23 protein-coding genes (1 of these 23 running past the window's edge) are annotated in these 24,762 nt (G+C 64.0%); 11 read left to right on the top strand and 12 right to left on the bottom strand.

What is annotated here, in order from left to right; all coding sequences use genetic code 11:
* The 4 genes in view from rapA to AN401_RS03750 are tightly spaced (at most 25 nt apart) and all read left to right on the top strand, a layout consistent with a single transcriptional unit that may run on beyond the window.
* On the top strand, positions 1-2,798 hold the 3' portion of the coding sequence (gene rapA / locus AN401_RS03765; RefSeq protein WP_096778576.1) for an RNA polymerase-associated protein RapA. It extends 76 nt beyond the left edge of the window; 2,798 of the gene's 2,874 nt are visible here — the last part of the coding sequence; the start codon falls outside the window, past its left edge; it ends in the stop codon at positions 2,796-2,798.
* A 25-nt stretch (positions 2,799-2,823) separates the two neighbouring features.
* The gene (locus AN401_RS03760) at positions 2,824-3,489 is read left to right on the top strand and encodes an RluA family pseudouridine synthase (protein ID WP_198401875.1); all 666 of its coding nucleotides are present in this window, start codon (positions 2,824-2,826) and stop codon (positions 3,487-3,489) included.
* Complete coding sequence (locus AN401_RS03755; protein WP_094040235.1) at positions 3,486-4,274, top strand: DUF3530 family protein; 789 nt, start codon at positions 3,486-3,488, stop codon at positions 4,272-4,274. Before AN401_RS03760 ends, AN401_RS03755 begins: the two co-directional genes overlap by 4 nt.
* Positions 4,228-5,178, top strand: coding sequence for a D-2-hydroxyacid dehydrogenase (locus AN401_RS03750; RefSeq protein WP_096778574.1), 951 nt, complete (start codon positions 4,228-4,230; stop codon positions 5,176-5,178). Before AN401_RS03755 ends, AN401_RS03750 begins: the two co-directional genes overlap by 47 nt.
* A gap of 114 nt (positions 5,179-5,292) precedes the next feature.
* On the opposite strand, the gene djlA is transcribed toward AN401_RS03750, so the two are convergent.
* Positions 5,293-6,099 (bottom strand): co-chaperone DjlA, encoded by an 807-nt coding sequence (djlA, locus tag AN401_RS03745; RefSeq protein WP_094040233.1) that lies wholly within the window; start codon positions 6,097-6,099, stop codon positions 5,293-5,295.
* A 249-nt stretch (positions 6,100-6,348) separates the two neighbouring features.
* On the opposite strand from djlA, the gene lptD reads away from it, so the two are divergent.
* Genes lptD through AN401_RS03715 form a run of 6 tightly spaced genes read left to right on the top strand, consistent with a single transcriptional unit; the run spans position 6,349 to position 13,007 of the window.
* The gene (lptD, locus tag AN401_RS03740; protein WP_096778573.1) at positions 6,349-8,688 is read left to right on the top strand and encodes an LPS assembly protein LptD; all 2,340 of its coding nucleotides are present in this window, start codon (positions 6,349-6,351) and stop codon (positions 8,686-8,688) included.
* Positions 8,689-8,713: 25 nt separating this feature from the next.
* Entirely contained in the window at positions 8,714-10,030 is a 1,317-nt protein-coding gene (gene surA, locus AN401_RS03735; RefSeq protein ID WP_094040231.1) for a peptidylprolyl isomerase SurA, read from the top strand.
* Positions 10,027-11,016 carry a 4-hydroxythreonine-4-phosphate dehydrogenase PdxA gene (gene pdxA / locus AN401_RS03730; RefSeq protein WP_094040230.1) on the top strand — a complete coding sequence of 330 codons (990 nt, stop codon included), beginning with the start codon at positions 10,027-10,029 and terminating at the stop codon, positions 11,014-11,016. Before surA ends, pdxA begins: the two co-directional genes overlap by 4 nt.
* A complete protein-coding gene (gene rsmA / locus AN401_RS03725; protein ID WP_094040229.1) occupies positions 11,009-11,818 on the top strand; it encodes a 16S rRNA (adenine(1518)-N(6)/adenine(1519)-N(6))-dimethyltransferase RsmA in 810 nt (269 codons plus the stop codon). Before pdxA ends, rsmA begins: the two co-directional genes overlap by 8 nt.
* Entirely contained in the window at positions 11,818-12,192 is a 375-nt protein-coding gene (gene apaG, locus AN401_RS03720) for a Co2+/Mg2+ efflux protein ApaG (protein WP_094040228.1), read from the top strand. Before rsmA ends, apaG begins: the two co-directional genes overlap by 1 nt.
* Positions 12,192-13,007: a symmetrical bis(5'-nucleosyl)-tetraphosphatase gene (locus AN401_RS03715; protein WP_096778572.1), complete on the top strand. Its 816-nt coding sequence runs from the start codon at positions 12,192-12,194 to the stop codon at positions 13,005-13,007. Before apaG ends, AN401_RS03715 begins: the two co-directional genes overlap by 1 nt.
* Before the next feature lie 80 nt (positions 13,008-13,087).
* Here AN401_RS03715 and folA read toward each other — a convergent pair whose 3' ends face one another.
* From folA to rplU, 4 genes are all read right to left on the bottom strand, one after another.
* Entirely contained in the window at positions 13,088-13,570 is a 483-nt protein-coding gene (folA, locus tag AN401_RS03710; protein WP_096778571.1) for a type 3 dihydrofolate reductase, read from the bottom strand.
* A 3-nt stretch (positions 13,571-13,573) separates the two neighbouring features.
* Positions 13,574-14,740, bottom strand: coding sequence for an Obg family GTPase CgtA (gene cgtA, locus AN401_RS03705; protein ID WP_094040225.1), 1,167 nt, complete (start codon positions 14,738-14,740; stop codon positions 13,574-13,576).
* A gap of 118 nt (positions 14,741-14,858) precedes the next feature.
* A complete protein-coding gene (gene rpmA / locus AN401_RS03700) occupies positions 14,859-15,116 on the bottom strand; it encodes a 50S ribosomal protein L27 (protein WP_094040224.1) in 258 nt (85 codons plus the stop codon).
* A gap of 17 nt (positions 15,117-15,133) precedes the next feature.
* Positions 15,134-15,445, bottom strand: a complete 312-nt coding sequence (gene rplU / locus AN401_RS03695; RefSeq protein ID WP_094040223.1) for a 50S ribosomal protein L21 — start codon at positions 15,443-15,445, stop codon at positions 15,134-15,136.
* A gap of 234 nt (positions 15,446-15,679) precedes the next feature.
* On the opposite strand from rplU, the gene ispB reads away from it, so the two are divergent.
* Entirely contained in the window at positions 15,680-16,654 is a 975-nt protein-coding gene (gene ispB, locus AN401_RS03690) for an octaprenyl diphosphate synthase (RefSeq protein ID WP_096778570.1), read from the top strand.
* 178 nt (positions 16,655-16,832) lie between these two features.
* Here the strand turns inward: ispB and AN401_RS03685 are convergent, their stop codons facing one another.
* The 7 genes from AN401_RS03685 to mutL all read right to left on the bottom strand — a co-directional run bounded on the left by AN401_RS03685 (position 16,833) and on the right by mutL (position 24,761).
* Positions 16,833-18,131: an adenylosuccinate synthase gene (locus tag AN401_RS03685; protein ID WP_094040221.1), complete on the bottom strand. Its 1,299-nt coding sequence runs from the start codon at positions 18,129-18,131 to the stop codon at positions 16,833-16,835.
* A 130-nt stretch (positions 18,132-18,261) separates the two neighbouring features.
* Complete coding sequence (gene hflC, locus AN401_RS03680) at positions 18,262-19,152, bottom strand: protease modulator HflC (RefSeq protein WP_094040220.1); 891 nt, start codon at positions 19,150-19,152, stop codon at positions 18,262-18,264.
* Between the two features lie 3 nt (positions 19,153-19,155).
* Entirely contained in the window at positions 19,156-20,322 is a 1,167-nt protein-coding gene (gene hflK / locus AN401_RS03675) for an FtsH protease activity modulator HflK (protein WP_096778569.1), read from the bottom strand.
* Between the two features lie 46 nt (positions 20,323-20,368).
* A complete protein-coding gene (hflX, locus tag AN401_RS03670) occupies positions 20,369-21,655 on the bottom strand; it encodes a ribosome rescue GTPase HflX (protein WP_094040218.1) in 1,287 nt (428 codons plus the stop codon).
* A gap of 75 nt (positions 21,656-21,730) precedes the next feature.
* On the bottom strand, positions 21,731-21,997 hold the full coding sequence (hfq, locus tag AN401_RS03665; RefSeq protein WP_094040217.1) for an RNA chaperone Hfq: 267 nt from the start codon (positions 21,995-21,997) through the stop codon (positions 21,731-21,733).
* 36 nt (positions 21,998-22,033) lie between these two features.
* Complete coding sequence (gene miaA, locus AN401_RS03660) at positions 22,034-22,978, bottom strand: tRNA (adenosine(37)-N6)-dimethylallyltransferase MiaA (protein WP_096778568.1); 945 nt, start codon at positions 22,976-22,978, stop codon at positions 22,034-22,036.
* Positions 22,968-24,761, bottom strand: a complete 1,794-nt coding sequence (gene mutL, locus AN401_RS03655) for a DNA mismatch repair endonuclease MutL (RefSeq protein WP_096778567.1) — start codon at positions 24,759-24,761, stop codon at positions 22,968-22,970. Before mutL ends, miaA begins: the two co-directional genes overlap by 11 nt.
* Position 24,762 lies beyond the last annotated feature (1 nt).

The following is a 24,762-nucleotide window of genomic DNA, read 5'->3' as shown; positions in this document are numbered from 1 at the left end:
ATGTCCGTATGGTAACCATGCTATTTCCCGCCTGCGGTGAGAACCGCATGTACGCCAAGGACGATGCCCCCGTGACCCGGGTGATGTTCAACCCCGGTGACACCATCAGCAGTCATGAGGACTGGGAACTGGAGGTCGCGGACGTGACCGAGCAGGATGGCCTGCTCACCTATCACGGCACTCGCCTGGACACCGGGGAGCCGGCCAGTCTGAAGGAAACCTTTCTCAACCATTTTATCAAGCTGAACAAACCCCAGGAGCGCCTCTTTGCCGGCCAGATCGACAAGATAGGCCGCTTTAACCTGCGCTACCAGGCCCTGACCCACCAGTTCAACCAGCGCCGCTCTCCCCTGCGCGGCCTGGCCAGTGGCCGGGTCAGCCTGATCCCTCATCAGTTGCATATCGCCCGCGAGGTCGGTGGCCGTTATGCCCCCCGGGTGCTGCTGGCCGACGAGGTGGGCCTCGGCAAGACCATCGAAGCCGGCATGATCATCCAGCAGCAGTGGCTGTCGGGGCGGGCTTCCCGCATCCTGATCCTGGTACCCGACGCCCTGATCCATCAGTGGCTGGTGGAAATGCTGCGCCGCTTCAACCTGCACTTCGCCCTGTTCGATGAGGAGCGTTGCGTCGAGGCCTTCGCCGATGCCGCCAACCCCTTCGACACCGAGCAGCTTATCCTGTGCAGCCTCGACTTCATTACCAAGAAGCGCAAGCGTTTCGAGCAGTTGCTGGACACCAGCTGGGACCTGCTGGTAGTGGACGAGGCCCATCACCTGGTGTGGGACGCAGAACAGCCCAGCCGGGCCTATGAAGTGGTGGAAACCCTGTCCGGGCAGATCCCGGGTGTGCTGCTGCTTACCGCCACCCCGGATCAGCAGGGCCACGAGAGCCATTTCGCCCGCCTGCGCCTGCTCGATCCCGAGCGCTTCTACGACTACGACGCCTTCCTCGCCGAGGAAGAAGCCTACCAGCCCCTGGCCCGGGCGGCGGAAGCCCTGCTGGGAGAGGCGCCGCTCGATGATGAGGCCCTGGCGCGCCTGGCGCCCTTTATGGAAGCGCAGGAGGCGGTCGATCTGGCCAATCCCGAGCAACGGCACGCCCTGCTGGCCCGCCTGCTCGACCGCCACGGCACCGGTCGCTTGCTGTTCCGCAATACCCGTCATGCCATCAAGGGTTTTCCCTCCCGGCAACTGCACCTGTATTCCCTTCCCCTGCCCAACCAATACAAGACCGCCATCCGGGTGGCCGGCATGATGGGCAACCATCAGGATACCGCCGCCCGCGCCCTGCAGGCCCTGTATCCGGAGGAGATCTATCGCCAGTTCGAGGGCGGCGACAGCGCCTGGACCCAGTTCGACAGCCGGGTCGAATGGCTGCTGGAATTCGCCAAGGCCAAGCGCAACGACAAGATACTCATCATCACCGCCAAGGCCGGCGTCGCCCTGGCGCTGGAAGAAGCATTGCGTACCCGCGAGGGGATCCGCGGTACCGTCTTCCACGAGGGCATGTCGTTGCTGGAGCGGGACAAGGCCGCCGCCTACTTCGCCCAGCAGGAAGGCGGCGCCCAGGTGATGATCTGTTCGGAAATCGGCTCGGAAGGACGCAACTTCCAGTTTGCCCACCAACTGGTGCTGTTCGATCTGCCGCTCAACCCGGATCTGCTGGAGCAGCGCATCGGCCGCCTCGATCGCATCGGCCAGCGGCACGATATCGACATCCATGTGCCCTACCTGGAAGGTACCGCCCAGCAGGCGCTGACCCTCTGGTACCACCAGGGCATGGACGCCTTCAGCAGGCCCAACGCGGTCGGCCAGCCGGTCTACCAGCAGGTGGCCGAACGCCTGCTCGAACTGCTGGCCAACCACGGCCAGGATACGGAAGCCCTGGCGCAACTTGTTGCCGACACCGCCGCCCTTGCCCGGGAGCTCAACAGCCAGATGGAGCAGGGACGGGATCGGCTGCTGGAACTCAACTCCAGCGGCGTCATCCACAATCGCAACCTGGCCACCCAACTGGCCGAAGCCGACCAGGATCCCACCCTGGCCATCTTCGCCATCAAGCTGTTCGACGAGGTAGGCGTCCACCAGGACGACAGGGGCGAAAACGCCATAGTGCTGCGCCCGACCGAGCAAATGCTGGTGCCTCAGTTTCCGGGCCTGCCGGAGGACGGCGCCAGCATTACCTTCGACCGGGAAACGGCGCTCGGCCGGGACGATCTGCATTTTTTGAGCTGGGATCACCCCATGATCCGCGGCGGCATCGACCTGGTGCTGGGCTCCGAGATCGGCACCACCTCGGTGGCCATCCTCAAGAACAAGGCGCTGCCGGTCGGCACCCAGTTCGTGGAGCTGATCTTCGTGGCCGAGTCCGCCCACCATGCCCAGCTGTACCGCTTCCTGCCGCCGGCCCCCATCCGCCTGCTGCTCGACAAGCACGGCAACAACCTGGCGGACAAGGTCAGCTTCGAGTCCTTCGACAAGCAGCTCAGCGCCGTCAACCGCCACCTGGCCAGCAAGCTGGTCAACGCTTCCCAGACGGTGATCCACCAGTTGCTGCAGGCCGCCCTGCCCCAGGCCGAGCAACAGATGCAGGGCCTGGTGGAAGAAGCCCGGGCGCGGATGCATGCCTCCATCGGCGAGGAGCTTTCCCGCCTGCAGCAACTGGCCAGGGTCAACCCCAACGTGCGCGAGAGCGAGCTGGGCCACCTGCGGGAGCTGAAGGACGAACTGGACGGCCTGCTCAGTCATACCCGCTTAAAACTGGACGCGATTCGGTTTATCGTGGTCAGCCATCAGTAAAGAGGACGAGTCGCCCATCATGGTTCTGCTGCGTTACGATCCCCCCATGGATCCCCAGTTCGAGGTGCTGTACCAGGACAACAGCCTGATCGTGCTGAACAAGCCGAGCGGTTTGTTGAGCGTACCCGGGCGGGAGCTTATTCACCGGGACAGCCTGTCCTACCGGGTAGCCCGGGTCTACCCCGGGGTACAGGTGGTGCACCGGCTGGACATGGCCACCTCCGGGGTCATCGTCATGGCGCTGCATCCCAAGGCGCACCGGGAACTCAGCCGCCAGTTCCGGGAGCGGGAAACCGCCAAGCGCTACTATGCCTGGGTGCACGGCCGCCTGGAACAGGACGCCGGCAGCATAGACCTGCCCCTGTGCTGTGACTGGCCCAACCGGCCCCGGCACATGGTCAGCCTGGAGCACGGCAAGCCGGCCCTCACCCACTGGCGCTGCCTGCGCCGGGAGCCAGACCGCAGCCTGGTGGAACTGACCCCCATCACCGGCCGCTCCCACCAGTTGCGGGTGCACATGCTGAGTCTGGGCCACCCCATACTGGGCGACAACCTCTATGCCAGCGGCGAAGCCCTGGCGATGGCGCCGCACCTGCAACTGCATGCGGCCTGGCTGGCCTTTCGCCATCCCCGCAGCAAGCAATGGCTGGAGTTCAGCGCGCCGGCCCCCTTCTCCATGGGGCCGGCATGAACCGGGCCCGCTGGTTGCCCCTGCTGGCCCTGCTGGTCGCGCCGCTGGCCACGGGCAAGGCCGACTGGGCTCTGTTCGAACAGTACCGGCCCGAGCCCCGGCTGCTGCATTTTGATGCGGGCGCCAGCCAGACCGCCGGCACCCTGCTGATCTGGCCCGAGCTGGACCAGCCTCACCTGTGGCTGGCGATGGCGGAATACTGGCAACAACGGGGCTGGGATTTCCTGCTGCTGCTGCCGGATCCTGATCAGCAGGCCTTCGATCCGGTCAGCGAGCAGCCCTCGCCGGCGCAGCAGGCCTGGCTGGAGCGGCAGGCGCAGCGCCTGAACGAGGCGCTGGCGGCGACGGAATCCGAGCCCCCCCTGGTGGTCATGGCACAGGGCAGCGCCGCCCTCTGGTTCCAGCAACTGATCGACGCCGGCCAGTCCCGGACACCGGACGCCCTGATCCTGCTCGACGCCCATCCCCGGGCGGCCGATCAGCAGCGGATGCTGGCCATCAGCCTGGCCCGCAGCCCCTATCCGGTGCTGGACATCCATGGCCGCAGCGATGACGCCGCCACCAACGCCAACCGGCAGCGTCGCCGCCAACAGGTGGCCCGCCAGGATAAAGCCGACTACGAAGCGCAGCGTCTCGCCGCCCATTCCCTGCTGGAACGGCAGGTGGCCGGCTGGCTGATGCGCCGGGGCTGGCTGCCGCTGCCCCCCAGTGCCCCCGACTACCTGAGAGGACAGACCCATGAAGCTGGTATTTCTCGATCGCCAGACCCTGGCGCCGACCATTGAGCTGCGCGCCCCCGGCTTTCCCCACCGCTGGCAGAGCCATGAGGAAACCGCGCCCGGCCAGGTGCTGGAGCGGCTGCGGGAGGCGGACATCGCCATCGTCAACAAGGTCAGGCTCGATGCCGATACCCTGGCCCACCTGCCCCGGTTGAAGCTGATCGCCATCGCCGCCACCGGCAGCGACAACGTGGATCTCGCCGCCTGCCGCCAGGCGGGCATCGCCGTGTGCAATATCCGCGATTACTCCAGAAATTCGGTGCCCGAGCACGCCCTGGCCCTGATCATGGCCCTGAACCGCAATCTGCATGCCTACCGGGCCTCCATCGCCGCCGGGCGCTGGCAGCAGGCCGGACAGTTCTGCTATTTCGACTACCCGGTGCGGGATCTGGCCGGCCAGACCCTGGGGTTGATCGGCTACGGCACCATAGCCCGGGATCTGGAGCGGCTGGCAACGGCCCTGGGGATGCAGGTGATGGTGGCGGCCCGCAAGGGCCAGGCCGCCGGCGAAGGCCGCCTGGCCTTCGAGGAGGTACTGGCCCGGGCCGACGTGCTTAGCCTGCACTGTCCGCTGACGGACGACACCCGCCACCTGATAGGGCCGCGGGAGTTCGCGCTGATGAAACCCGATGTGTTGCTGATCAACGTCGGCCGGGGCGGCCTGGTGGACGAGGCCGCCCTGCTGGCGGCCCTGGAAAACGGCACCATCGGCGGCGCCGGCTTCGACGTGGCCAGCGCCGAGCCGCCCGCGCCGGATCATCCACTGATGCAGGCCCTGCGCCATCCCAACTTTATTCTCACCCCCCACATCGCCTGGGCCAGCCAGTCGGCCATGCAGCGGCTGGCGGATCAGCTGATCGACAATATCGAGGCCTTTGTGGCCGGGCGGGAACAGAACAGGCTGGTGTAAATAAGGGGTGAGGGGTGAGGGGTAAGGGGTAAGGGGTAAGGGGTAAGGGGTAAGGGGTAAGGGGTAAGGGGTAAGGAGAATACCTCCCGCTTTCCCCTCCCGCCTCACTTCCATTCAGCGGATATTGCGCACCGCCCTGATGGTCTCCCAGGCCTGCTGTATGTCCTGGGCCTTCTCCTTGGCCAGCTCCATCATCTCCTTGGGCAGGCCCTGGGCCACCAGCTTGTCGGGGTGATGCTTGGACATCTGCCGGCGGTAGGCCTTCTTGACGGTGGCGTCGTCGGCACCGGCCTCCACCTCCAGGATCCGGTAGGCATCGCGCAGCCTGTCCTCGGCCGGTCGCTGCTGGTGCCGGCCACTCCCCGCCTGTTGCCCGTTGCGAAACATATGCAACTGGGCCTCGGCGAAAGCCAGCAACTGCTCCAGCTCCCGGCTGGAAAAACCGAGCTCACCGGCGACAAAGTGCAGCAGGCGGCGCTCGGCCGGGTGCAGCTCGCCGTCGGCAAAAGCCAGTTGCAACTGTACCTCCATAAAAAAGCGCAACAGGTTGCGGCTGTCCCTGACCTGGGCACGGAACCGGCGCAGGGTCTCGGCCAGTGGGAAGTCGCTCTCCTTGCCGTCGCGGAAGGCCTGCTGGGCCTCGGCCTTCTGCTCGCCTTGCAGCCGCATCTGGGCCATCAGCTGTTCCGCCAGCCGGATTTCCTCGGCCGAGACCCGGCCGCTGGACTTGGCGATATGCCCCATGGTGGCGAAGGTGGCGTAGAGAAACTCGGCCTGGCTGTCTTTGTTGAAGCGCCAGGCGTGGGCCAGCTTGCGATCGACCAGGTGCCCCAGCCACAGGCCCAACAGGGCACCGGGGATGTTGCCGATCAGCAGTCCGAACAGAAAACCGATCAACTTGCCCTTGATATGCGCCAGCATTCAGCGCACCTCGTGCGGGTCGGAAAAAGGAGCCGCAGCCGCCTTAATCGGGGTGAAGAGAAAAGAAAGGGGAAAAAAGATCATCGGGCGGGTTCCATTCACGAAAACAGGGCACCGGGGCAGGCCGTAGTGCTGGCAACAAGAATGCATTATCATAGCCCGCTACCATAAAATAATGACACCAAAAGCTCAACCAGCCCGCCGGGCCCGGGACGGTGTCGCCACGACCAGGAACGCGAGCATCAACCCATGAGAATACGGATTATCGGCTTTCCCCTGCTGTTTGTTTCCGGCCTGGTTCAGGCCCAGACCGATGCCCTCACCTCCGGCCAGGATAGCCCCTTTTCGTTCAGCCGTTGCTTCAGCCACGTGCCGCTGCGCCTCGATCCCGGCACGACCGACCCCAATGCCCCCATCACCGTCACCGCCGAGGTGCTCGAGGCCACCCGGGACGGCAAGATCCTCTACCGGGGCGATGTCCGGGTGGAGCAGGGCGCACGCCAGTTCGGCGCCGACTATGTCGAACTGGAGCAGCAGAGCCGGGATGTCCGGGCCGAAGGCAATATCCACTTTACCGACGGCACCATCACGGTGGAAAGCGATCACACCCTCACCGGCAACCTCAACACCAAGGACACCGAACTGGATCAGGCCCGCTACCAGTTGCACGGGGATCCCGGCCGCGGCCAGGCCCGCCGGGTGCGGATGACCGAGGACACCAACAGGGTCGACCTGAGCGGCGCCAGCTACACCACCTGTCCGCCCAACGAGGAAGCCTGGCAGCTCAGGGCCAGCTCGGTGCGGGTGGAGCAGGATGAGGTATTCGGCGAAGCCTGGAATGCGGTGCTCTGGCTGGGCGACGTACCGGTGTTCTACTTCCCCTATATCAAGTTCCCGGTCAAGGACGAACGCCAGAGCGGCCTGCTCTACCCGTCCTTCGATCTCAGCAGCGAACACGGCACCGATATCCGCCTGCCCTATTACTGGAACATCGCTCCCAACTACGACGCCACCCTGACCCCGCGCTACATGGAAAAACGCGGTACCGCCGCCCAGCTCGAATTCCGCTACCTGCCGGTGGAAGGCCAGAGCGGCACCCTCTACGGGGAGTACCTCGACAGCGACGACAAGCTCGCCGACTCCGAATGGCGCGACCGCGCCCGCTGGCTGTTCAACTGGCGCCACCATGCCCGTTTCGACCCTGACGGCCACTGGCGGGCCAATGTGGACTACACCAAGGTGGCCGGCTGGGACTACGCCTATGTGGACGACTTTTCGCCGCCGGTCGGCATCCTGGTCGAGGACCAACTGATGCAGTCCTTCCGGGGCGGCTACCATGACCGCCGCTGGCAGCTGACCGCCGAAATGCGGGACTACCAAATCCTGAAACCCGACCGGCTGACTCCCTTCCAGCTGGCTCCCAGCCTGGCCCTGACCAGCTACCAGCACCTGGGGGGCGTCGATCTGGGCTTCGACTCCGAACTGACCCGCTTCGCCAACGACGGCCGCCAGGTTTACGAGGCCACCCGCTTCCATGCCGAGCCCAGGCTGGTCTACCCCCTGGTCGACCGGCCCGGTGGCCAGCTCACCGCCGAAGCGGGGGCCTACTACACCCATTACGAGCAGGATGTGCCGGGCCAGCTGGATAGCCGCCTCGGCTTCAATCCGGAACAGCTGGATACCAGCGCCGATCGGCTGCTGCCCCGCCTCCGGCTGAACGGCACCCTGGTATTCGACCGGGACACGGCCTGGTTCGGGCAAGCCTTTACCCAGACCCTGGAGCCCCAGTTCCAGTACCTGTACGTGCCCTTCAAGGATCAGGATCATATCGGTCTGTATGACACCACCGACATGCGTCAGGACTACTACAGCCTGTTCAGCGATCGCCGCTTCGCCGGCCTCGACCGGATCAGCGACGCCAACCAGCTGACCGGCGGCTTCACCAGCCGCATCTACGACCAGGAAGGCATAGAGCGGCTGCGCCTGGCCCTGGCCCAGTCCTACAACTTCGTCTCTCCCCGGGTCCGGCTGTTCCCGACCGACACCCCCAGCGATATCAAGCGTTCCTTCCTCACCTTCGAAGGGGATCTGAACCTCGACGGCAACTGGTTCGTCCATGCGGAAGCCCAGCAGGATACCCGCAACAACCGCCTGGCCGCCGGCAACCTCACCCTGGAATACAACCACCAAGGCCGCCTCGCCCAACTCGGCTTTCGCCATCTGAACCAGAACTATTATCCGGATGCGAGGCTCGCCGACGATCTCAACCAGTTGGGCGGCACCTTCTCCTGGCCACTGGATCCCCAATGGCGGCTGATCGGCGGTTATTACCGGGATATTGAACTCAACCGCAATATCGACAGTCTCATAGGACTGCGCTACGACTCCTGCTGCTGGGCCGTCAGCCTGGTCTGGGAGCAATGGCAGAAAGAGGACAAGCTGTTCAACCCGACACAAACCCTGCAGGAAACCACCATAGGGTTGCGCTTCGAACTGAAGGGACTGAGTTCCATCGGTGCCGGTGGTGGCGAGTTCGCACCGGGCACCAAGCTGTTGCCTTATTATCGGCCCTTCAATCTCAACAACTGATTTTTACTCGTACACAGGACCTGTCATGAAGAAAAGAGGTAAACAACTGCTTATCGCCGCCGGCCTGGTGCTGGCGGCGGCTGCCAGCCAGGCGGTGGAGCTGCTGGATAAGGTGGTCGCTGTCGTCAACCAGGACGTGGTGCTGGAAAGCCAGCTCAGCGGCCTGGTCAATCAGGTCCGGCAAAGCGCCCGTGCCGCCGGCCAGCCGCTGCCGGAAGAGCGGCAACTGCGCAAGCAGGCCCTGGATCGCCTCATCCTCGAAAGCCTGCAACTGCAGCTGGCCGACCGGCTGGGACTGCGCATCACCGACACCCAGCTGGAGCAGGCCATCACCAATATCGCCCGCAGCGAGGGCAAGACGGTCGAGCAACTGCGCGCCGGCGTGGCCGCCGAGGGCCTGACCTACGCCCAGTTCCGGGAGCAGGTGCGCAACGAGATCCTGCTGAGCGAGCTGGCGCGCAATCAGGTACGCCGCCGCATCAATATCTCCGATCAGGAAGTGAAGCAGGTGGTGCAGATGATCAAGGAGCAGGGCCAGGGCAATAGCCGCTACCGGGTGGGCAACATACTGCTGCCGCTGCCCGCCAACCCCAGCAGCGAGCAACTGCGCCAGGCCAGCGGCCTGGCCGAACAATTGATGGCCCAACTCAAACAGGGCGCGGACTTCCGCCAGTTGGCCATCGCCCACAGCGCCGGTCCCAAGGCCCTGGAAGGGGGCGACTGGGGCATGCTCGGCATCAATGAAATGCCCTCCCTGTTCAGCGAAGCGGTGAGAAATCACGCCAAGGGTGATATCATCGGCCCCATCCGCTCCGGCGCCGGTCTGCATATCCTCACCATCTTCGATATGGAAGGAGGCACCACCCAGACGGTGCAGGCGGTGGAAGTCAAGGCCCGCCATATCCTGATCAAGCCGTCCATCATCATGAGCGAGGAAAAGGCCCAGTCCATGCTGGCCGGTTTTTCCCGCTCGATCCGGGCCGGTGAAGCCAGCATGAGCGAGCTGGCGGAACAGTTTTCAGAAGATCCGGGCTCCGCCATCAACGGCGGCGACCTCGGCTGGGCGGCCCCGGAGATGTACGTCAGCAGCTTCCGCGATACCGTCAACCGACTCGATGTCGGCCAACTGAGCGAGCCCTTCCGCTCCGAACACGGCTGGCACCTGGTGCTGCTGGAAGACCGGCGGGTGATGGACGCCACCGAGCAGGCCACCGAGCAGCGGGCCTATCAGTTGATCTTTAATCGTCGCTTTACCGAGGAAGTGCAGACCTGGCTGGATGAGCTGAGGGATGAAGCCTATATCCGTATTGTCGACCCCAATTTAGCCAACGGTGAATTGTGACTTGTAAACGCATAGCCATAACCCCCGGCGAGCCCGCCGGCATCGGCCCCGAGCTGATGCAGGCGCTGGCCGAGCACGACTGGCCGGTCGAGCTGGTGGTGATCGCCGATCCCGACCTGATCCAGAGCCGGGCCCAGGCCCTGGGCAAGCAGTTGACCCTGCTGCCCTACCACCCCGAGCAGCCGCCCGTGCCCCAACGGGCCGGCACCCTGACCATAGAGCCGGTCCGGCTCGCCCGGCCGGCGGTGCCCGGCCAGTTGGACGAGGCCAACGGCCTCTATGTGCTGGAAACCCTGAAGCGGGCCTCCGACGGCAACATGAGCGGCGAATTCGACGCCGTGGTCACGGGCCCGGTCAACAAGGGCATCATCAACAAGGCCGGGGTCTCCTTCAGCGGCCACACCGAATTCTTCGCCCAGCAGGCCAATGTGCCGGACGTGGTGATGCTGCTGGCCACCCCCGGCCTGCGGGTGGCCCAGGTCACCACCCATATCCCCCTGGCCTACGTGGCCCGGGCCATCACCCCCGAGCGGCTCAGCAAGATCACCCGCATCCTGCATGCGGAGCTCAAGGCCAAGTTCGGCATCCCCAAACCGCGCATCTATGTCTGCGGACTCAATCCGCACGCAGGTGAGGACGGCCACCTGGGGCGGGAGGAACTGGACATCATCATCCCCACCCTCGACCAGTTGCGGGCCGAGGGCATGGATCTGGTGGGGCCCCTTTCCTCGGATACCGTGTTCCAGCCCAAATACATGCAGGACGCCGACGCCTTCCTGGCCATGTACCACGATCAGGGACTGCCGGTACTCAAGTACATCGGTTTCAGCAAGGCGGTGAACATCACCCTGGGACTGCCCTTCATCCGCACCTCGGTGGATCACGGCACCGCCCTGGAACTGGCGGGAACCGATAAAATCGATGCGGGCAGCATGCTGTGCGCCGTTAATCAAGCCATTGAGATGATAGAAAAACGCGATGAATAGTAAGGTTCACCAGGGCCACAAGGCCCGCAAACGGTTTGGTCAGAATTTTTTGCACGATGACTACATCATTGACCAAATAGTCGATGCTATTCATCCCAGCGATGATTTCACCATGGTCGAAATCGGCCCCGGCCTCGGTGCCCTCACCGGTCCGGTGTGCGATCGGATCAGCCGCCTCAACGTGGTGGAGCTGGACCGGGATCTGGCAGCCCGCCTGGCCACCCATCCCTTCCTCAAGGACAAGCTCAACATCCACCAGGCCGACGCCATGAAGTTCGACTTCGCCAAGCTGCTGGAGCCGGGCAAGAAGCTGAAGATCTTCGGCAACCTGCCCTACAACATCTCCACCCAGCTGATGTTCCACCTGTTCGAGTTCGCCGCCCTGGTGGAAGACATGCACTTTATGCTGCAGAAAGAAGTGGTCAACCGGCTGGCCGCCGGCCCGGGCAGCAAGGCCTACGGCCGACTGAGCGTGATGGCCCAGTATTACTGCCAGGTGGTGCCGGTGCTGGAAGTCGGCCCCGAGGCCTTCAGGCCCGCGCCCAAGGTGGAGTCCGCCGTGGTCAAGCTGCTGCCCTATGCAGCCCCGCCCCATCCGGCCCACGATATCGGCTGCCTGTCCCGGGTGACCGCCGACGCCTTCGGCCAGCGGCGCAAGACCATCCGCAACAGCCTGCAACACCTGTTCAGCGCCGAGCAGCTGTCGGCCCTGGGCCTGGATCCCTCCGCCCGTCCCGAGCAGCTGAGCCTGGCCCAGTATGTGATCCTGGCCAACGCCCTGGCCCAACAGAAGGAAGCCTGATGACTCCCGGAGCCATTCACATCGCCACCCGGCCCCAGTACCTGGCCGACAGATCCGCCCCCGACGAGCAGCATTATGTGTTCGCCTATACCATCACCATCCGCAACGACGGTAACGAGAGGGTCCGACTGATCAGCCGCCGCTGGCTGATCACCGATGCCAACGGCAAGAAAATCGAGGTGGAAGGCAGCGGCGTGGTGGGCGAGCAGCCCCGAATCGCTCCGGGCGAAGAATACACCTATACCAGCGGCGTCAGCCTGGAAACCCCGGTGGGAGTGATGGAAGGCAGCTACACCATGGTACTGGACGATGGTCGCGAATTCCAGGCCCCCATCGCCGCCTTCCGCCTGGCCATGCCGAACCTGATCAACTGATGGCCACCTATCTCGTCGGCGATCTGCAGGGCTGCCTGCACGAGCTGGAGCAGTTGCTGGCCGAGGTGGGCTTTTCGCCTTCCCGGGACCAGCTCTGGCTGACCGGTGACCTGGTCGCCCGCGGCCCCGATTCCCTCGGCTGCCTGCGGCGTATCGCCGCCCTCGGCAATGCCGCCACCACTGTGCTCGGCAACCACGATCTGCACCTGCTGGCGGTGGCCAACGGCATCGGCCGGCCCAAGGCCGCCGATCGCATCGACGACATACTGCAGGCCGCCGACGGGGCCGATCTGCTGTACTGGCTGCGACACCAACCGCTGCTGGCCGAGCACGAGGGACACGGCTTTGTCATGACCCACGCCGGCATCCCGCCCCAATGGAGCCTGGAGCAGGCGCGCCGGGCGGCGCGGCGGGCCGAGGCCGAGCTGCAATCACCCCAGTACCGGCAACGGCTGGCGCAGATGTACGGCGACGAGCCCGGACGCTGGCGTGAGGATCTCGATGAGCTGGAGCAGTTGCGCTACACCATCAACGCCTTTACCCGCATGCGCCTGTGCCACCCGGACGGCCGGCTCGACTTCGGCTACAAGGCGACCCTGGCCGAGGCCCCGCCGACGCTGCGCCCCTGGTACGAGCTGCGGGGCCAGTACCAGGATCCGCCCCTGGTATTCGGCCATTGGGCGGCGCTGGAAGGCCGCTGCGACATCGCCGGCATCCACGCTCTGGACACCGGCTGTGTCTGGGGCGGCAGCCTGACCCTGCTGTGCTGGGACAGCGGCGAACGACGTTCGACGCCCTGCCCGGCCTATGCGTGAAGCGTGAGGCGTGAGGCGTGAGGCGTGAGGCGGCATTATAAATAACAACAGCCCGGCGTTAAGCCGGGCTGTTTAGATGGTCAGTGGCGCTCCAGTACCTGAAAGCGGCAGTCGTAGGGATTGCGCTCGTCCGCCGGCCTGATCTCCTCCGAGACCAGCCGCCATTCTTCCCCCACTTCCGGAAAACGGGTATCCCCTTCCAGGCTGGCGTCGATACGGGTCAGGTAGAGCCGGCTCGCCAGGGGCAGGAAGGCGGCGTAGAGCTGGCCGCCGCCGATGATCATCACCTCTTCCGCCTCCGCCAGCAGTTCGAGCACCGCCTCCGGCGAGCCGGCCAGTTCGGTACCCGCCGGCGCCTCGCTCAGCGAGCGGCTGAGGATCACATTGCGCCGCCCGGGCAGGGGCCGGCCGATGGACTCGAAGGTGTTCCTTCCCATCACCACCGGCTTACCCAGGGTGACCCGCTTGAAGTAGGCCAGATCCGCCGGCAGGTGCCAGGGCATGCCGTTGTCCTTGCCGATGACCCGCTCCCGGGTCATGGCGACGATCAGCGACAGCTCCATGCCTTACTCCCGGGTATAGATGACGTGGCCGTCGTCTTCTTCGTCATCCCAGTCGTCATCATCATCGTCCCCATCCTCGACCTCCGTCAGCGCCGCCTGGTGGTACTCATCCCACTTGAAGCTGACCGGCTCGCGGGCCGCCTCCAGCTCCTCCTGGGAACGCGGATGCTCGTCGAGGAAGCCCATCAGCGCCTGGGTCAACTCGCGGGTGCCCTCCTTGCTGATGGCACTGATGCGGAAGATGGGCCCCTGCCAGTCCAGCAGCTCCACCACCCGGTCGATGATGGCCTCGGCTTCCTCTTCCAGCACCAGATCCAGCTTGTTGAACACCAGCCAGCGCGGCTTGGCGGCCAGCTCTTCGCTGTATTGGGCCAGTTCGTTGACGATGATGTCGGCGTTGTCGGCCGGATCCGAGCCATCCACCGGCAGCACGTCGATCATGTGCAGCAGTACCCGGCAGCGCTCCAGGTGCTTGAGGAAGCGGATCCCCAGGCCGGCTCCCTCGGCCGCTCCCTCGATGAGGCCGGGGATATCCGCCACCACGAAGCTCTTCTGGCCGTCGCAGCGCACCACCCCCAGGTTGGGCACCAGGGTGGTAAAGGGATAATCGGCCACCTTGGGCTTGGCCGCGGACACCGAGCGGATAAAGGTGGACTTGCCGGCGTTGGGCAGCCCCAGCAGGCCGACGTCGGCCAGCAGCAGCAATTCCAGCAACAGACTGCGCTCCTCGCCCGGGGTGCCGTTGGTTTTCTGCCGCGGCGCCCGGTTGACCGAACTCTTGAAGCGGGCATTGCCCAGGCCGTGGAAGCCGCCCTTGGCCACCAGCAGCTTCTGGCCGTGACGGGTCAGATCGCCGAGGATCTCGCCGGTCATCTCGTCCTTGGCCCGGGTGCCCACCGGCACCTTCAGTACCAGATCCTTGCCCCGCTTGCCGGTACAGTTGCCGCCCCGGCCGTTTTCACCGCGCTCGGCCCGGTGAAACCGCTCGAAATGGTAGTCGATCAGGGTATTCAGGTTCTCGTCGGCCAGCAGGTAGAGGTCACCGCCGTCACCGCCGTCGCCGCCGTCCGGCCCGCCCATGGGTACATACTTCTCCCGGCGGAAGCTGACACAGCCGTTACCGCCGTCGCCCGCCTCAACCCGGATCTCCGCTTCATCGACAAACTTCATTGCATTGCTCTCCCATTCGCTTGCTGAGCCCAGTATATCCGGCCCAAACGCCGAATGTGACTTTCATAAAGCAAAAAGCCCCGCCGGGTGGCGGGGCTTTTCAAGTCCGGCTTGTAACTTATTCGGTTACAATGCTGACAAATTTACGGTTCTGCGGACCCTTCACCTCGAACTTCACCTTGCCATCGGCTTTGGCGAACAGGGTGTGGTCCTTGCCCAGACCTACGTTGTCGCCGGCGTGGAACTTGGTGCCACGCTGACGGACGATGATGTTGCCCGCCAGGACAGACTCACCGCCAAAACGCTTAACGCCCAGACGTTTGCTTTCTGAATCGCGACCGTTACGAGTTGAGCCGCCTGCTTTTTTGTGTGCCATGGAACTTAACTCCTCTCTTAGGCGCTGATACCAGTGATCTTCACTTCAGTGAACCACTGACGGTGACCCTGCTGTTTGCGAGAGTGCTTACGACGACGGAACTTGACGATCTTGACCTTCTTGCCACGACCGTGGGCAACTACTTCTGCAATTACCTTGCTGCCGTCTACATAGGGTACACCTACTTTAACGTCTTCACCTTGGGCAACCATCAGCACCTTGTCGAACTCGACAGAGGCGCCGGTTTCAACGTCCAGCTTCTCCAGACGAACGACCTGGCCTTCGGCTACACGGTGCTGTTTTCCGCCGCTTTGGATTACCGCGTACATGTCTATAACTCCGAATATGGCACTTTTACCCTCTTCGGGCCGTGCACTAAAACTGTTCTACAATGGCCGCGCATTGTACGTAAAATGATCCCCTTAGACAAGGGCCGAACAGCAAAAAAATCTCCCCTTCCCGGTTTCTGGCCTAACCCCAGCCGGGCGGGTTTATCCCTTTGACAAATCGTGTAAAATCCTACCACCAATGGCTTTAGACTGCACCGTCCGGCTCAAAATTTTATGGTAGATATCAACAGGGTAAAAACACTGACCGCGCAGGATATGCAGGCGGTCAACGACCTTATCATGTCGCGGCTGCAATCGGAGGTGGCGCTGATCAACCAGCTCGGCTTCTATATCGTCAGCGCCGGCGGCAAGCGCATGCGGCCCATGCTGACCGTGCTGGCCGCCCGCGCCCTGGGCTTCGAGGGCGAGGACCATATCAAGCTCGCCGCCATCATCGAGTTCATCCATACCGCCACCCTGCTACACGACGACGTGGTGGACGAGTCGGATCTGCGCCGGGGCCGGGACACCGCCAACGCCCTGTTCGGCAACGCCGCCAGCGTGCTGGTGGGTGATTTCCTCTATACCCGTGCCTTCCAGATGATGACCGAGCTCGGCAACATGAAGATCATGAACATCCTGAGCGACGCCACCAACATCATCGCCGAGGGCGAGGTGCTGCAGTTGATGAACTGCAACGATCCGGACACCACCGAAGACAGCTACATGCAGGTGATCTACTGCAAGACCGCCAAGCTGTTCGAGGCCGCCACCCGCCTGGCGGCGGTGCTGACCCACCAGTCCCCGGCGGTGGAGCAGGCCATGCTCGACTATGGCAAGTACCTGGGCACCGCCTTCCAGTTAGTGGACGACATCATGGACTACAGCTCGGATGCCGGCGACATGGGCAAGAACGTGGGCGACGACCTGGCCGAGGGCAAGCCCACCCTGCCGCTGCTGCGCGCCATGGCAGTCGGCACCCCGGCCCAGCGTGAGCGGATCCGTGACGCCATCGCCAACCGTAGCGGCATGGCTCATCTGGAGGAGATCATGGGCATATTGGCCGACACCCGCGCCCTGGAATACAGCCGCGAGCGGGCCCAGCAGGAGGCCGAGAAAGCCATCGCCAGCCTGGCCCCATTGCCCGACGGCGAGCACAAAGCGGCGCTGATCGATCTGGCCCACCTGGCGGTGGAGCGCACCCGCTGATTCCGCAAGAGGTGAGGGGTGAGGGGTGAGGGGTGAGGTAAGTCAGGCTCCAACGTGCTTTAGTCTGGGGGCTGACACCCGAATATCCGTACGCTTTCCCCGCTCGTTTTACGCTTCTCCATACCGAATAAAAAACGCCAGCCCTGGGGCTGGCGTTTTTGCTGCGTTACCGGGAAGCTCAGGCTTCGAAGGGATGGCGCAGTATCATGGTCTCGGCGCGATCCGGGCCGGTGGAGATGATGTCCACCGGTACCCCGGTGATTTCCTCGATCCGCTTGACGTAGTCACGGGCCGCCTGGGGCAGGCCTTCCACGGTAGTGACACCGAAGGTGGTTTCCTCCCAGCCGGGCATGGATTCGTACACCGGTGTCACCGTCTCGTAGCCTTCTGCGGCCATGGGCGGGACATCGCGTACCGAACCGTCGGGCATCCGGTAGCCCACACAGATCTTCACTTCCTTCAGGCCATCGAGCACGTCCAGCTTGGTCAGGCAGAAGCCGGAAATGGAGTTGATCTGGATGGCACGCTTCATGGCCACCGCATCGAACCAGCCGGTGCGGCGCTTGCGGCCGGTGGTGGCGCCAAACTCGTGCCCCTTCACGCCCAGGTACTCGCCCACCTCGTCAAACAGCTCGGTGGGGAAAGGACCAGAGCCGACCCGGGTGGTGTAGGCCTTGACGATGCCCAGCACATAGTCGACGTAGCGCGGACCGAAGCCGGAGCCGGTCGCCACGCCGCCGGCGGTGGTGTTGGACGAGGTCACATAGGGATAGGTACCGTGATCGATGTCCAGCAGGGTGCCCTGGGCGCCTTCGAACATGATCTTGTCGCCATTCAGGCGGGCCTTGTCGAGCAGGTCGGTCACGTCCACCACCATGCTGGTGAGCAGTTCGGCATAGCCCTGGGCCTGCTCCAGCACGGATTCGTAGGAAACGGCTTCGGCGCCGTAGAAACCGGTCAGCTGGAAGTTGTAGTAGGCCACCACTTCCTTGAGCTTGTCGGCAAAGGCAGCCATGTCGAACAGGTCGCCCACCCGCAGGCCGCGCCGCGCCACCTTGTCTTCGTAGGCCGGGCCAATACCGCGGCCGGTGGTGCCGATGGCCTTGGCGCCCCGGGCCTTCTCCCGCGCCAGATCCATGGCGACATGGTAGGGCAGGATCAGCGGACAGGCTTCGCTCAGCACCAGGCGCTCGCGCACCGGAATGCCGCTCTCTTCCAGGCCACGCATTTCCTTGAGCAGGGCCTCGGGAGACAGCACCACGCCGTTACCGATCACACAGGTGCAGTTGTCGCGCAGAATACCGGAGGGGATCAGGTGGAGGACGGTTTTCTTACCGTCGATGACCAGGGTATGGCCGGCATTGTGGCCGCCCTGATAACGCACAACATAACGGGCTTTGTCAGTCAGCAGGTCGACGACCTTACCCTTGCCTTCGTCACCCCATTGGGTGCCTAGTACAACAACGTTTTGTCCCATTTTCACTAACTGTTGAGTTGTTAAAAATGGAGTCTAACAAATTTTGACCAAGGTCGGAACAATGGGAGCGGGACTTTTGATGGAAAAATCGCGCAGAAAAAAGCCCGGTTGCCCGGGCTGGTATCGCTGCTTACTGGACCCTGCCTGAAGGATCCTTCAGGAAGCGGAAGAAATCGCCGTCCGGCTTCAGGATCATCATGTCGCCGCCGCTTTCGAAGCTCTTGCGATAGGCCTCGAGGCTGCGGATAAAACTGAAGAACTCGGGATCCGCCGCATAGGCATCGGCGTAGATGCGGGCCGCCTGGGCATCCCCTTCACCGCGCAGGGTGCGGGAATTGCGCTGGGCTTCGGCGATCATCACCGTCACCCGGCGATCCGCCTCGGCCTTGATGATCTCCGCCTGCTCACGACCTTCGGATCTGTGCTCCCGGGCCACGGCGGTCCGCTCGGCACGCATCCGCTGGTAGATGGAGTTGGACACCTCGGTCGGCAGGTTGATCTGCTTGATCCGCACGTCCAGCACCTTGATGCCCAGCTCGGAGGAAGACTCCAGCAGGCCGCGCAGGGCGCTTTCCATCACGTCGCCCCGCTCACCGGACACGATATCGCGGATGGTCCGGCTACCGATTTCGGAACGCAGGCTGTTGTTGATCCGCCGGCGCAGCAGGTTCTCGGCCTGCAGCCGGTTGCCGCCGCCGGTGGCCAGGTAGTACTGGGCGAAGTTGTCGATGCGCCACTTGACGTAGGAGTCGATGATCAGGTCTTTCTTCTCCGAGGTCACGAAGCGATCCACCTGATCGTCCAGGGTCTGGACGCGGGCGTCGAGCTTGCGCACCTGGTCGATCATCGGCACCTTGAAATGCAGGCCCGGCTGGTAGACGGTGGGCAGGTCGGAGCCCTGCTCCCGTTTCACCTTGCCGAATTGCAGCACTATGCCCCGCTCGCCTTCCCCGACCACGAACACCGAGGAATACAGCACGATCGCCACCAGGCCGAGAACAACGAGTAATACTCTTTTCATCGCTTAGTTTCTCCCTGTCGGACGAATAGCGCTACGGTCCGAACCCGGCCGCAACTGACCGCCGTCCTGACTCGTGGGGACATTACCGTTCAGGTAATCGGAAGTGATGATATTGGGATCGATCCGGGTGGCCCGGCCCGCCTGCTGTTCCATCATCTTGTCCAGCGGCAGGTAGAGCAGGCTGTTGTTGCCGTCGGGGGTGTCCACCACCACCTTGTTGACCTTGCTGTAGATCTCTTCCATGGTTTCCAGGTAGATACGCTGGCGGGCCAGATCCGGCTGCAACCGGTACTGGGGCAGCAGCTCACGGAAACGGGCTACCTCACCTTCGGCGCGGAAGGACACCTGCTCCTTGTAGGCTTCGGCTTCCTGCAGCAGACGCTGGGCCTGACCACGGGCCTTGGGCTCAATTTCCCGGGCGTAGGCTTCGGCTTCACGGATAAAGCGCTGCTCGTCTTCCTGGGCGGCGATGGCATCGTCGAAGGCATCTTTTACTTCTTCCGGCGGACGGGCCGGCAGGAAGTTCAGATCGAGCACCATCAAGCCCAACTGGTAGGGGTCGATGATCTCTTCGAGCAGGGCCCGGGTTTCCTGGCGCACCCGCTCACGGCCCACGGTGAGCACGTCGTCCATGGTGCTGTGGCCCACCACATAGCGCAGGGCGCTGTCGAGTGCCTGGTGCAGGCTGTCATCGGCATTGGTCACGTTGAACAGATAGTCGCGCGGCTCGATGACCCGGTACTGCACATCCATCTCCACGCGGACCAGGTTCTCGTCACGGGTCAGCATAAAACCGGAGGCCGGCTGGGAGCGTACCGTCTCCACGTCCACCGGGTAGACCCGGTCGATGAAGGTCGCTTTCCAGCTCAGGCCCGGATCCACCGTCTGGTAGAACTTGCCGAAACGCAGCACCACGCCCCGCTGGGCTTCGCCTATGGTATAGAAACCGCTGACCACCCACACCACCAGGGCGATGACCAGGCCCACAACGATACCGAAGGAGCCGATGCTGCCACCGCCACCACCGGTACCACGGTAGCCCAGCAGCCCTCCCAATTTGTTGCTCAGGTTGCGAATCACCTGATCCAGATCTGGCGGGCCCTGATGTTTGCCGTTATTCCCCCAGGGGTCACGGTCCTTACCACCATTTCCAGGCTCATTCCAAGCCATTTGTATCTCCGTCTTTCTGGTTTATGAAAGTAACTTTACCAAGCAATCAATCGCTTATAAAGCGCTCTAGCTGTTCGCCTTCCTGTTTAAGCAGGCGGTGCCAGTCGGCCTGCTGCAGCCGGATGTCGACCACATACTCCCCCTGCTCCCCAAAAGACTCGTTCACGACCCCGTTCAGGGCATAGAGCCGGCTGCGCAGCCTGGCCGCCGATGGCGGCAGGGTCAGCTGGTGTTCCACCAGTACCCCGGCCAGCAGCCGGTTCAATGCCTCTAAGAGACCGTCGATCCCCAGAGCTTCTTGCGCCGATACCCAAACGGCACAAGGCCGCCCCTCGTCGTCGACCTCGACGCGCGGGCTGGGCGACTCCAGCTTGTCTATCTTGTTGAACACCATCAGCACCGGTACCTCGTCCGCCTCGATCTGCTCGAGCACCGAATTCACCTCGTGGATGTTCTCCCGCATCTGCTCGTCGGCGCAGTCCACCACGTGCAGCAGCAGATCCGCGTCGCGGGTTTCCTGCAGGGTGGCCTTGAAGGCCGCGATGAGATCATGGGGCAAATGACGGATAAAGCCGACGGTGTCGGCCAGGATGGCGGGCCCGGCATCGGGCAGCTCTATCTTGCGCAGGGTGGGATCCAGGGTGGCAAACAGTTGATCCGCCGTATAGACCCCGGCCTGGGTCAGCCGGTTGAACAGGGTCGACTTGCCGGCGTTGGTGTAGCCCACCAGGGACAGGGTCGGGATCTCGTTGCGCTGCCGCGCCCGGCGCCCCTGCTCCCGCTGGCGGGACACCTTCTCCAGCCGCTTCTGGATATACTTGATCCGCTCCCGCAGCAGCCGGCGGTCGGTCTCGAGCTGGGTTTCCCCCGGGCCGCGCAGGCCGATGCCGCCTTTCTGCCGCTCCAGGTGGGTCCAGCCCCGCACCAGCCGGGTGGACAGGTGCCGAAGCTGGGCCAGTTCGACCTGCAGCTTGCCTTCGTGGGTACGGGCCCGCTGGGCGAAGATATCGAGGATGAGGCCGGTTCTGTCCAGCACCCGGCACTTGACTTCCCGCTCCAGGTTGCGCTCCTGGGCCGGGCTCAGGCTGTGGTTGAAGATGACCACGTCGGCCTGGTGCATCTGCACCAGCGCCGCCAGCTCTTCCACCTTGCCGGTGCCGATAAAGAATTTGGACTGGGGCGCCCCCCGGCTGGCGGTCACCACGGCGCAGGTGGTGACCCCGGCGGAGTCGGCCAGCAGCTCCAGCTCGTCCAGCGCTTCCCGTTCGTTATCGTCGGCAAAATTAATGTGAACCAAAATGGCGGACTCGCCACCTTGATAACGCTCAAACAAGGTGCTTCCTCCGTCGTTCAGACACAGCGCACATCAAGGCGCTGTCACACCGCCATACAGGGTTGCTCGTCAATATCAATCTTGATCCTGCTCGGTATCACCCTGATCCGGGCCGCCCGACGAAGGCGCCTGGTGATGCACCGGCCGGGCCGGTACCACGGTCGAGATAGCGTGCTTGTACACCATCTGGCTGACGGTGTTCTTCAGCAGAATGACGAATTGATCGAAGGATTCAATCTGCCCTTGCAGCTTGATGCCATTCACCAGATAAATAGAGACGGGGATCCGTTCACGTCGCAGCGCATTCAGAAACGGATCCTGCAGAGATTGTCCCTTAGCCATCTTGTTGTCCTTATCTTTTGTAATTGTGGAAAATTGTTATTGTTGTCTGTCGTCGAGCGCCAGCTTCACCCGTTCAACCAGGTGACGGCCGGCCTCTTTGTTATCGGTATCCAGCCAGTGCAGATCCGGCCAGCTCCTAAGCCAGGTCAGCTGCCGCTTGGCCAGTTGCCGGGTGGCCGCAATCCCACGCTCCACCATTTCATCATAGCCGACAACGCCATCCAGGTAATCCCACATTTGGCGGTAGCCGACACAGCGGATGGACGGCAGTTCCGGATGCAGATCCCCCCGCTGATACAGGTTGCGAACCTCCTGCTCGAATCCCTGCTCGAGCATCAGCCGGAACCGCTCGGCAATGCGCCGGTGCAGCTCGGCCCGCTGGACGGGTGCAATCGCGAACTGTAACACTTTGTACGGCAGGGGATCACCCTTGTGTTGCGTTAATTCTGTGAGCGTTTTACCGGAAATACGAAAAACCTCCAGGGCCCGGGACAGGCGCTGGGGGTCGTTGGGGTGGATACGGGCGGCCGCCACCGGATCGATATCGGCCAGTTGGCGGTGCAGCTCTGTCCAGCCCAGGCGGGCCGCCTCGGCCTCGATCCCGGCCCTGACCGCCGCATCCGCGCCGGGCAGGGGGGACAGGCCTTCGAGCAGCGCCTTGAAGTAGAGCATGGTCCCCCCCACCAGCAGCGGGATCCGCCCGGCCTGGGTGATCTCCGCCATGGCGGCCAGAGCATCGCGGCGGAAGTCGGCGGCCGAATAGGCCTCGGCGGGATCCCGCAGGTCGATGAGCCGGTGGGGGAACAGGGCCTGCTCTTGCGCCGTCGGCTTGGCGGTCCCGATATCCATGCCCCGGTAAACCAGGGCCGAATCGACGCTGATCAGTTCACAGGGCAGCTCCCGGCACAGGGTCATGGCCAGACTGGTCTTGCCCGATGCCGTGGGCCCCATCAAGAATATTGCCAGGGGTTCAGTCCCCATCCATCCACCTGTCTAGTTGTTGCTCCAACGCCACCGACCGCAAAAAGGGCACTCCCTCCGGGTCGGCGGGCAAACCGGGTTGCAGCCGTTGCCACAAGGCGCTCGCCTCGGCCAGGGTCCAGGCCGCCCGGGCCTGTGCCTGACCGGCAAGCCAGCCACACAGGGCCGCCGGCTGGGCCTGTGCCTCATCGTCCAGCCGGGCCAGCAGTTCCGGAAACAGCCGGGCCAGATCCGCATGGCGCAAGGGCTGCGGCACCCGGGTCAGGATAATGGTGCCTTTACTGCCGCTTTTCAACTCCAGGCCCAGTTTTTGCAGTGTAGGACCATGCCGCGTCAAGGCCGCTGCTTGTTCCCGATCCAGGGGGATGCTGATGGGCAACAGCAGGGGCTGGGGCGTCAGTCCCTCTCGCCACACCGCCAGCAGCGCCTGGCCATTTTCATGGACGCGGGCCCCGTCCAGATCGCACAGCCAGAGCCGTTCCCGGTACATCAGCACCAGGAAGCGTTCCCGCGCCAGCAGCAGCGGCTGGCCCTGCCCGCTGTCCGACGAGACCCCGGCAGCGGCCGGCATGGCCGGCTGAGGCAGAGGCCGGGACGGAGCCAGGGTGGTCAGCAGGCCGCTCATGCCCTGCCATTCCCGCCGGCTCAGGCCCCCGCCCGCCCGTGGCTCGCGCCCGCCGCCATAGCCGTGGCCCGGTGCCTGGAAGGACACCGGCTCCCGCACCGGCAGTGCGGCCGGCTCGTAGTCCGGGGATGGCTCTTCGGCCTGCGGAACCACACGGGCCAGGGGCTGCTCCAGCGCCTGGGCCAGCACCTGGTAGATAAAGTCGTGCACCAGCCGGGCCTGGTGGAAGCGCACCTCGTGCTTGGCCGGATGCACGTTCACGTCCACTTCGCGCGCATCCAGCTCCAGGTAGAGCACGAAGGCGCCATGGCCGTCGGCGGGCAGACGATCCCCGTAGGCCTGGCGCACCGCATGGTTGAGCAGCTTGTCGCGCATCATGCGGCCGTTGACGTAGGTATATTGCAGATCCGGCTGGGCCCGGGCCGCCTCCGGCGGCGCCAGCCAGCCCCACAGCCGCAGCCCGTGGTGTTCGCTGTCGAGGCGCAGTGCCGAGGCGATAAAAGCAGGGCCGCACACCGCCGCCAGCCGCTTGTCCTGCTGGGATGGCAGGGTACCGGCCCGGTACTGGCGCACCGGCTTGCCGTTGTGGCGCAGGCTCAGGTTGAGGTCGAAGCGGCTCAGCGCGATGCGCCGGATCACTTCGTCGATATGGCCGAATTCGGTCTTCTCGGTGCGCAGGAACTTGCGCCGGGCCGGGGTATTGAAGAACAGATCGCTCACCTCCACGGTCGTGCCGACGGGGTGGGAGGCCGGCTGGATCTTCACCTCCATGTCCCGCCCTTCCGTCATCGCCTGCCAGGCTTCGGCCTGTTCTGCCGGCCTGGAGGTGAGCACCAGGCGGGACACCGAACTGATGGAGGCCAGCGCCTCGCCCCTGAACCCCAGGCTCAGGATCTGCTCCAGATCCTCCAGGGTGCTGACCTTGGAGGTGGCATGGCGGGACAGGGCCAGGGTCAATTCCTCGCGGGCGATGCCGCCACCGTTGTCGCGGATGCGGATAAGCTTGGTGCCGCCCTTGTCAATGTCGATCTCGATACGGGTGGCTGCGGCATCCAGGCTGTTCTCCACCAGTTCCTTGACTACGGAGGCGGGCCGTTCCACCACTTCACCGGCGGCAATCTGGTTGGCCAGCCGGGCCGGCAAGATCCGGATAGGCATC

The sequence above is a fragment of the Zobellella denitrificans genome (genome assembly GCF_002407485.1).
Taxonomy (GTDB): domain Bacteria; phylum Pseudomonadota; class Gammaproteobacteria; order Enterobacterales; family Aeromonadaceae; genus Oceanimonas; species Oceanimonas denitrificans.
Note: the sequence above shows the minus strand (reverse complement) of the source record. Positions and strands in the feature narration are given on the sequence as shown.

Excerpts from the sequence above, each read along its gene's own strand:
- mutL (WP_096778567.1), bottom strand. The coding sequence starts at position 24,761 with ATGCCTATCCGGATCTTGCCGGCCCGGCTGGCCAACCAGATTGCCGCC.
- rsmA (WP_094040229.1), top strand. The coding sequence starts at position 11,009 with ATGAATAGTAAGGTTCACCAGGGCCACAAGGCCCGCAAACGGTTTGGT.
- AN401_RS03755 (WP_094040235.1), top strand. The coding sequence starts at position 3,486 with ATGAACCGGGCCCGCTGGTTGCCCCTGCTGGCCCTGCTGGTCGCGCCG.
- lptD (WP_096778573.1), top strand. The coding sequence starts at position 6,349 with ATGAGAATACGGATTATCGGCTTTCCCCTGCTGTTTGTTTCCGGCCTG.
- rplU (WP_094040223.1), bottom strand. The coding sequence starts at position 15,445 with ATGTACGCGGTAATCCAAAGCGGCGGAAAACAGCACCGTGTAGCCGAA.
- apaG (WP_094040228.1), top strand. The coding sequence starts at position 11,818 with ATGACTCCCGGAGCCATTCACATCGCCACCCGGCCCCAGTACCTGGCC.
- AN401_RS03715 (WP_096778572.1), top strand. The coding sequence starts at position 12,192 with ATGGCCACCTATCTCGTCGGCGATCTGCAGGGCTGCCTGCACGAGCTG.
- miaA (WP_096778568.1), bottom strand. The coding sequence starts at position 22,978 with ATGGGGACTGAACCCCTGGCAATATTCTTGATGGGGCCCACGGCATCG.
- cgtA (WP_094040225.1), bottom strand. The coding sequence starts at position 14,740 with ATGAAGTTTGTCGATGAAGCGGAGATCCGGGTTGAGGCGGGCGACGGC.
- AN401_RS03685 (WP_094040221.1), bottom strand. The coding sequence starts at position 18,131 with ATGGGACAAAACGTTGTTGTACTAGGCACCCAATGGGGTGACGAAGGC.
- hflK (WP_096778569.1), bottom strand. The coding sequence starts at position 20,322 with ATGGCTTGGAATGAGCCTGGAAATGGTGGTAAGGACCGTGACCCCTGG.
- rpmA (WP_094040224.1), bottom strand. The coding sequence starts at position 15,116 with ATGGCACACAAAAAAGCAGGCGGCTCAACTCGTAACGGTCGCGATTCA.
- AN401_RS03750 (WP_096778574.1), top strand. The coding sequence starts at position 4,228 with ATGAAGCTGGTATTTCTCGATCGCCAGACCCTGGCGCCGACCATTGAG.
- hfq (WP_094040217.1), bottom strand. The coding sequence starts at position 21,997 with ATGGCTAAGGGACAATCTCTGCAGGATCCGTTTCTGAATGCGCTGCGA.
- djlA (WP_094040233.1), bottom strand. The coding sequence starts at position 6,099 with ATGCTGGCGCATATCAAGGGCAAGTTGATCGGTTTTCTGTTCGGACTG.
- ispB (WP_096778570.1), top strand. The coding sequence starts at position 15,680 with ATGGTAGATATCAACAGGGTAAAAACACTGACCGCGCAGGATATGCAG.
- surA (WP_094040231.1), top strand. The coding sequence starts at position 8,714 with ATGAAGAAAAGAGGTAAACAACTGCTTATCGCCGCCGGCCTGGTGCTG.
- hflC (WP_094040220.1), bottom strand. The coding sequence starts at position 19,152 with ATGAAAAGAGTATTACTCGTTGTTCTCGGCCTGGTGGCGATCGTGCTG.
- folA (WP_096778571.1), bottom strand. The coding sequence starts at position 13,570 with ATGGAGCTGTCGCTGATCGTCGCCATGACCCGGGAGCGGGTCATCGGC.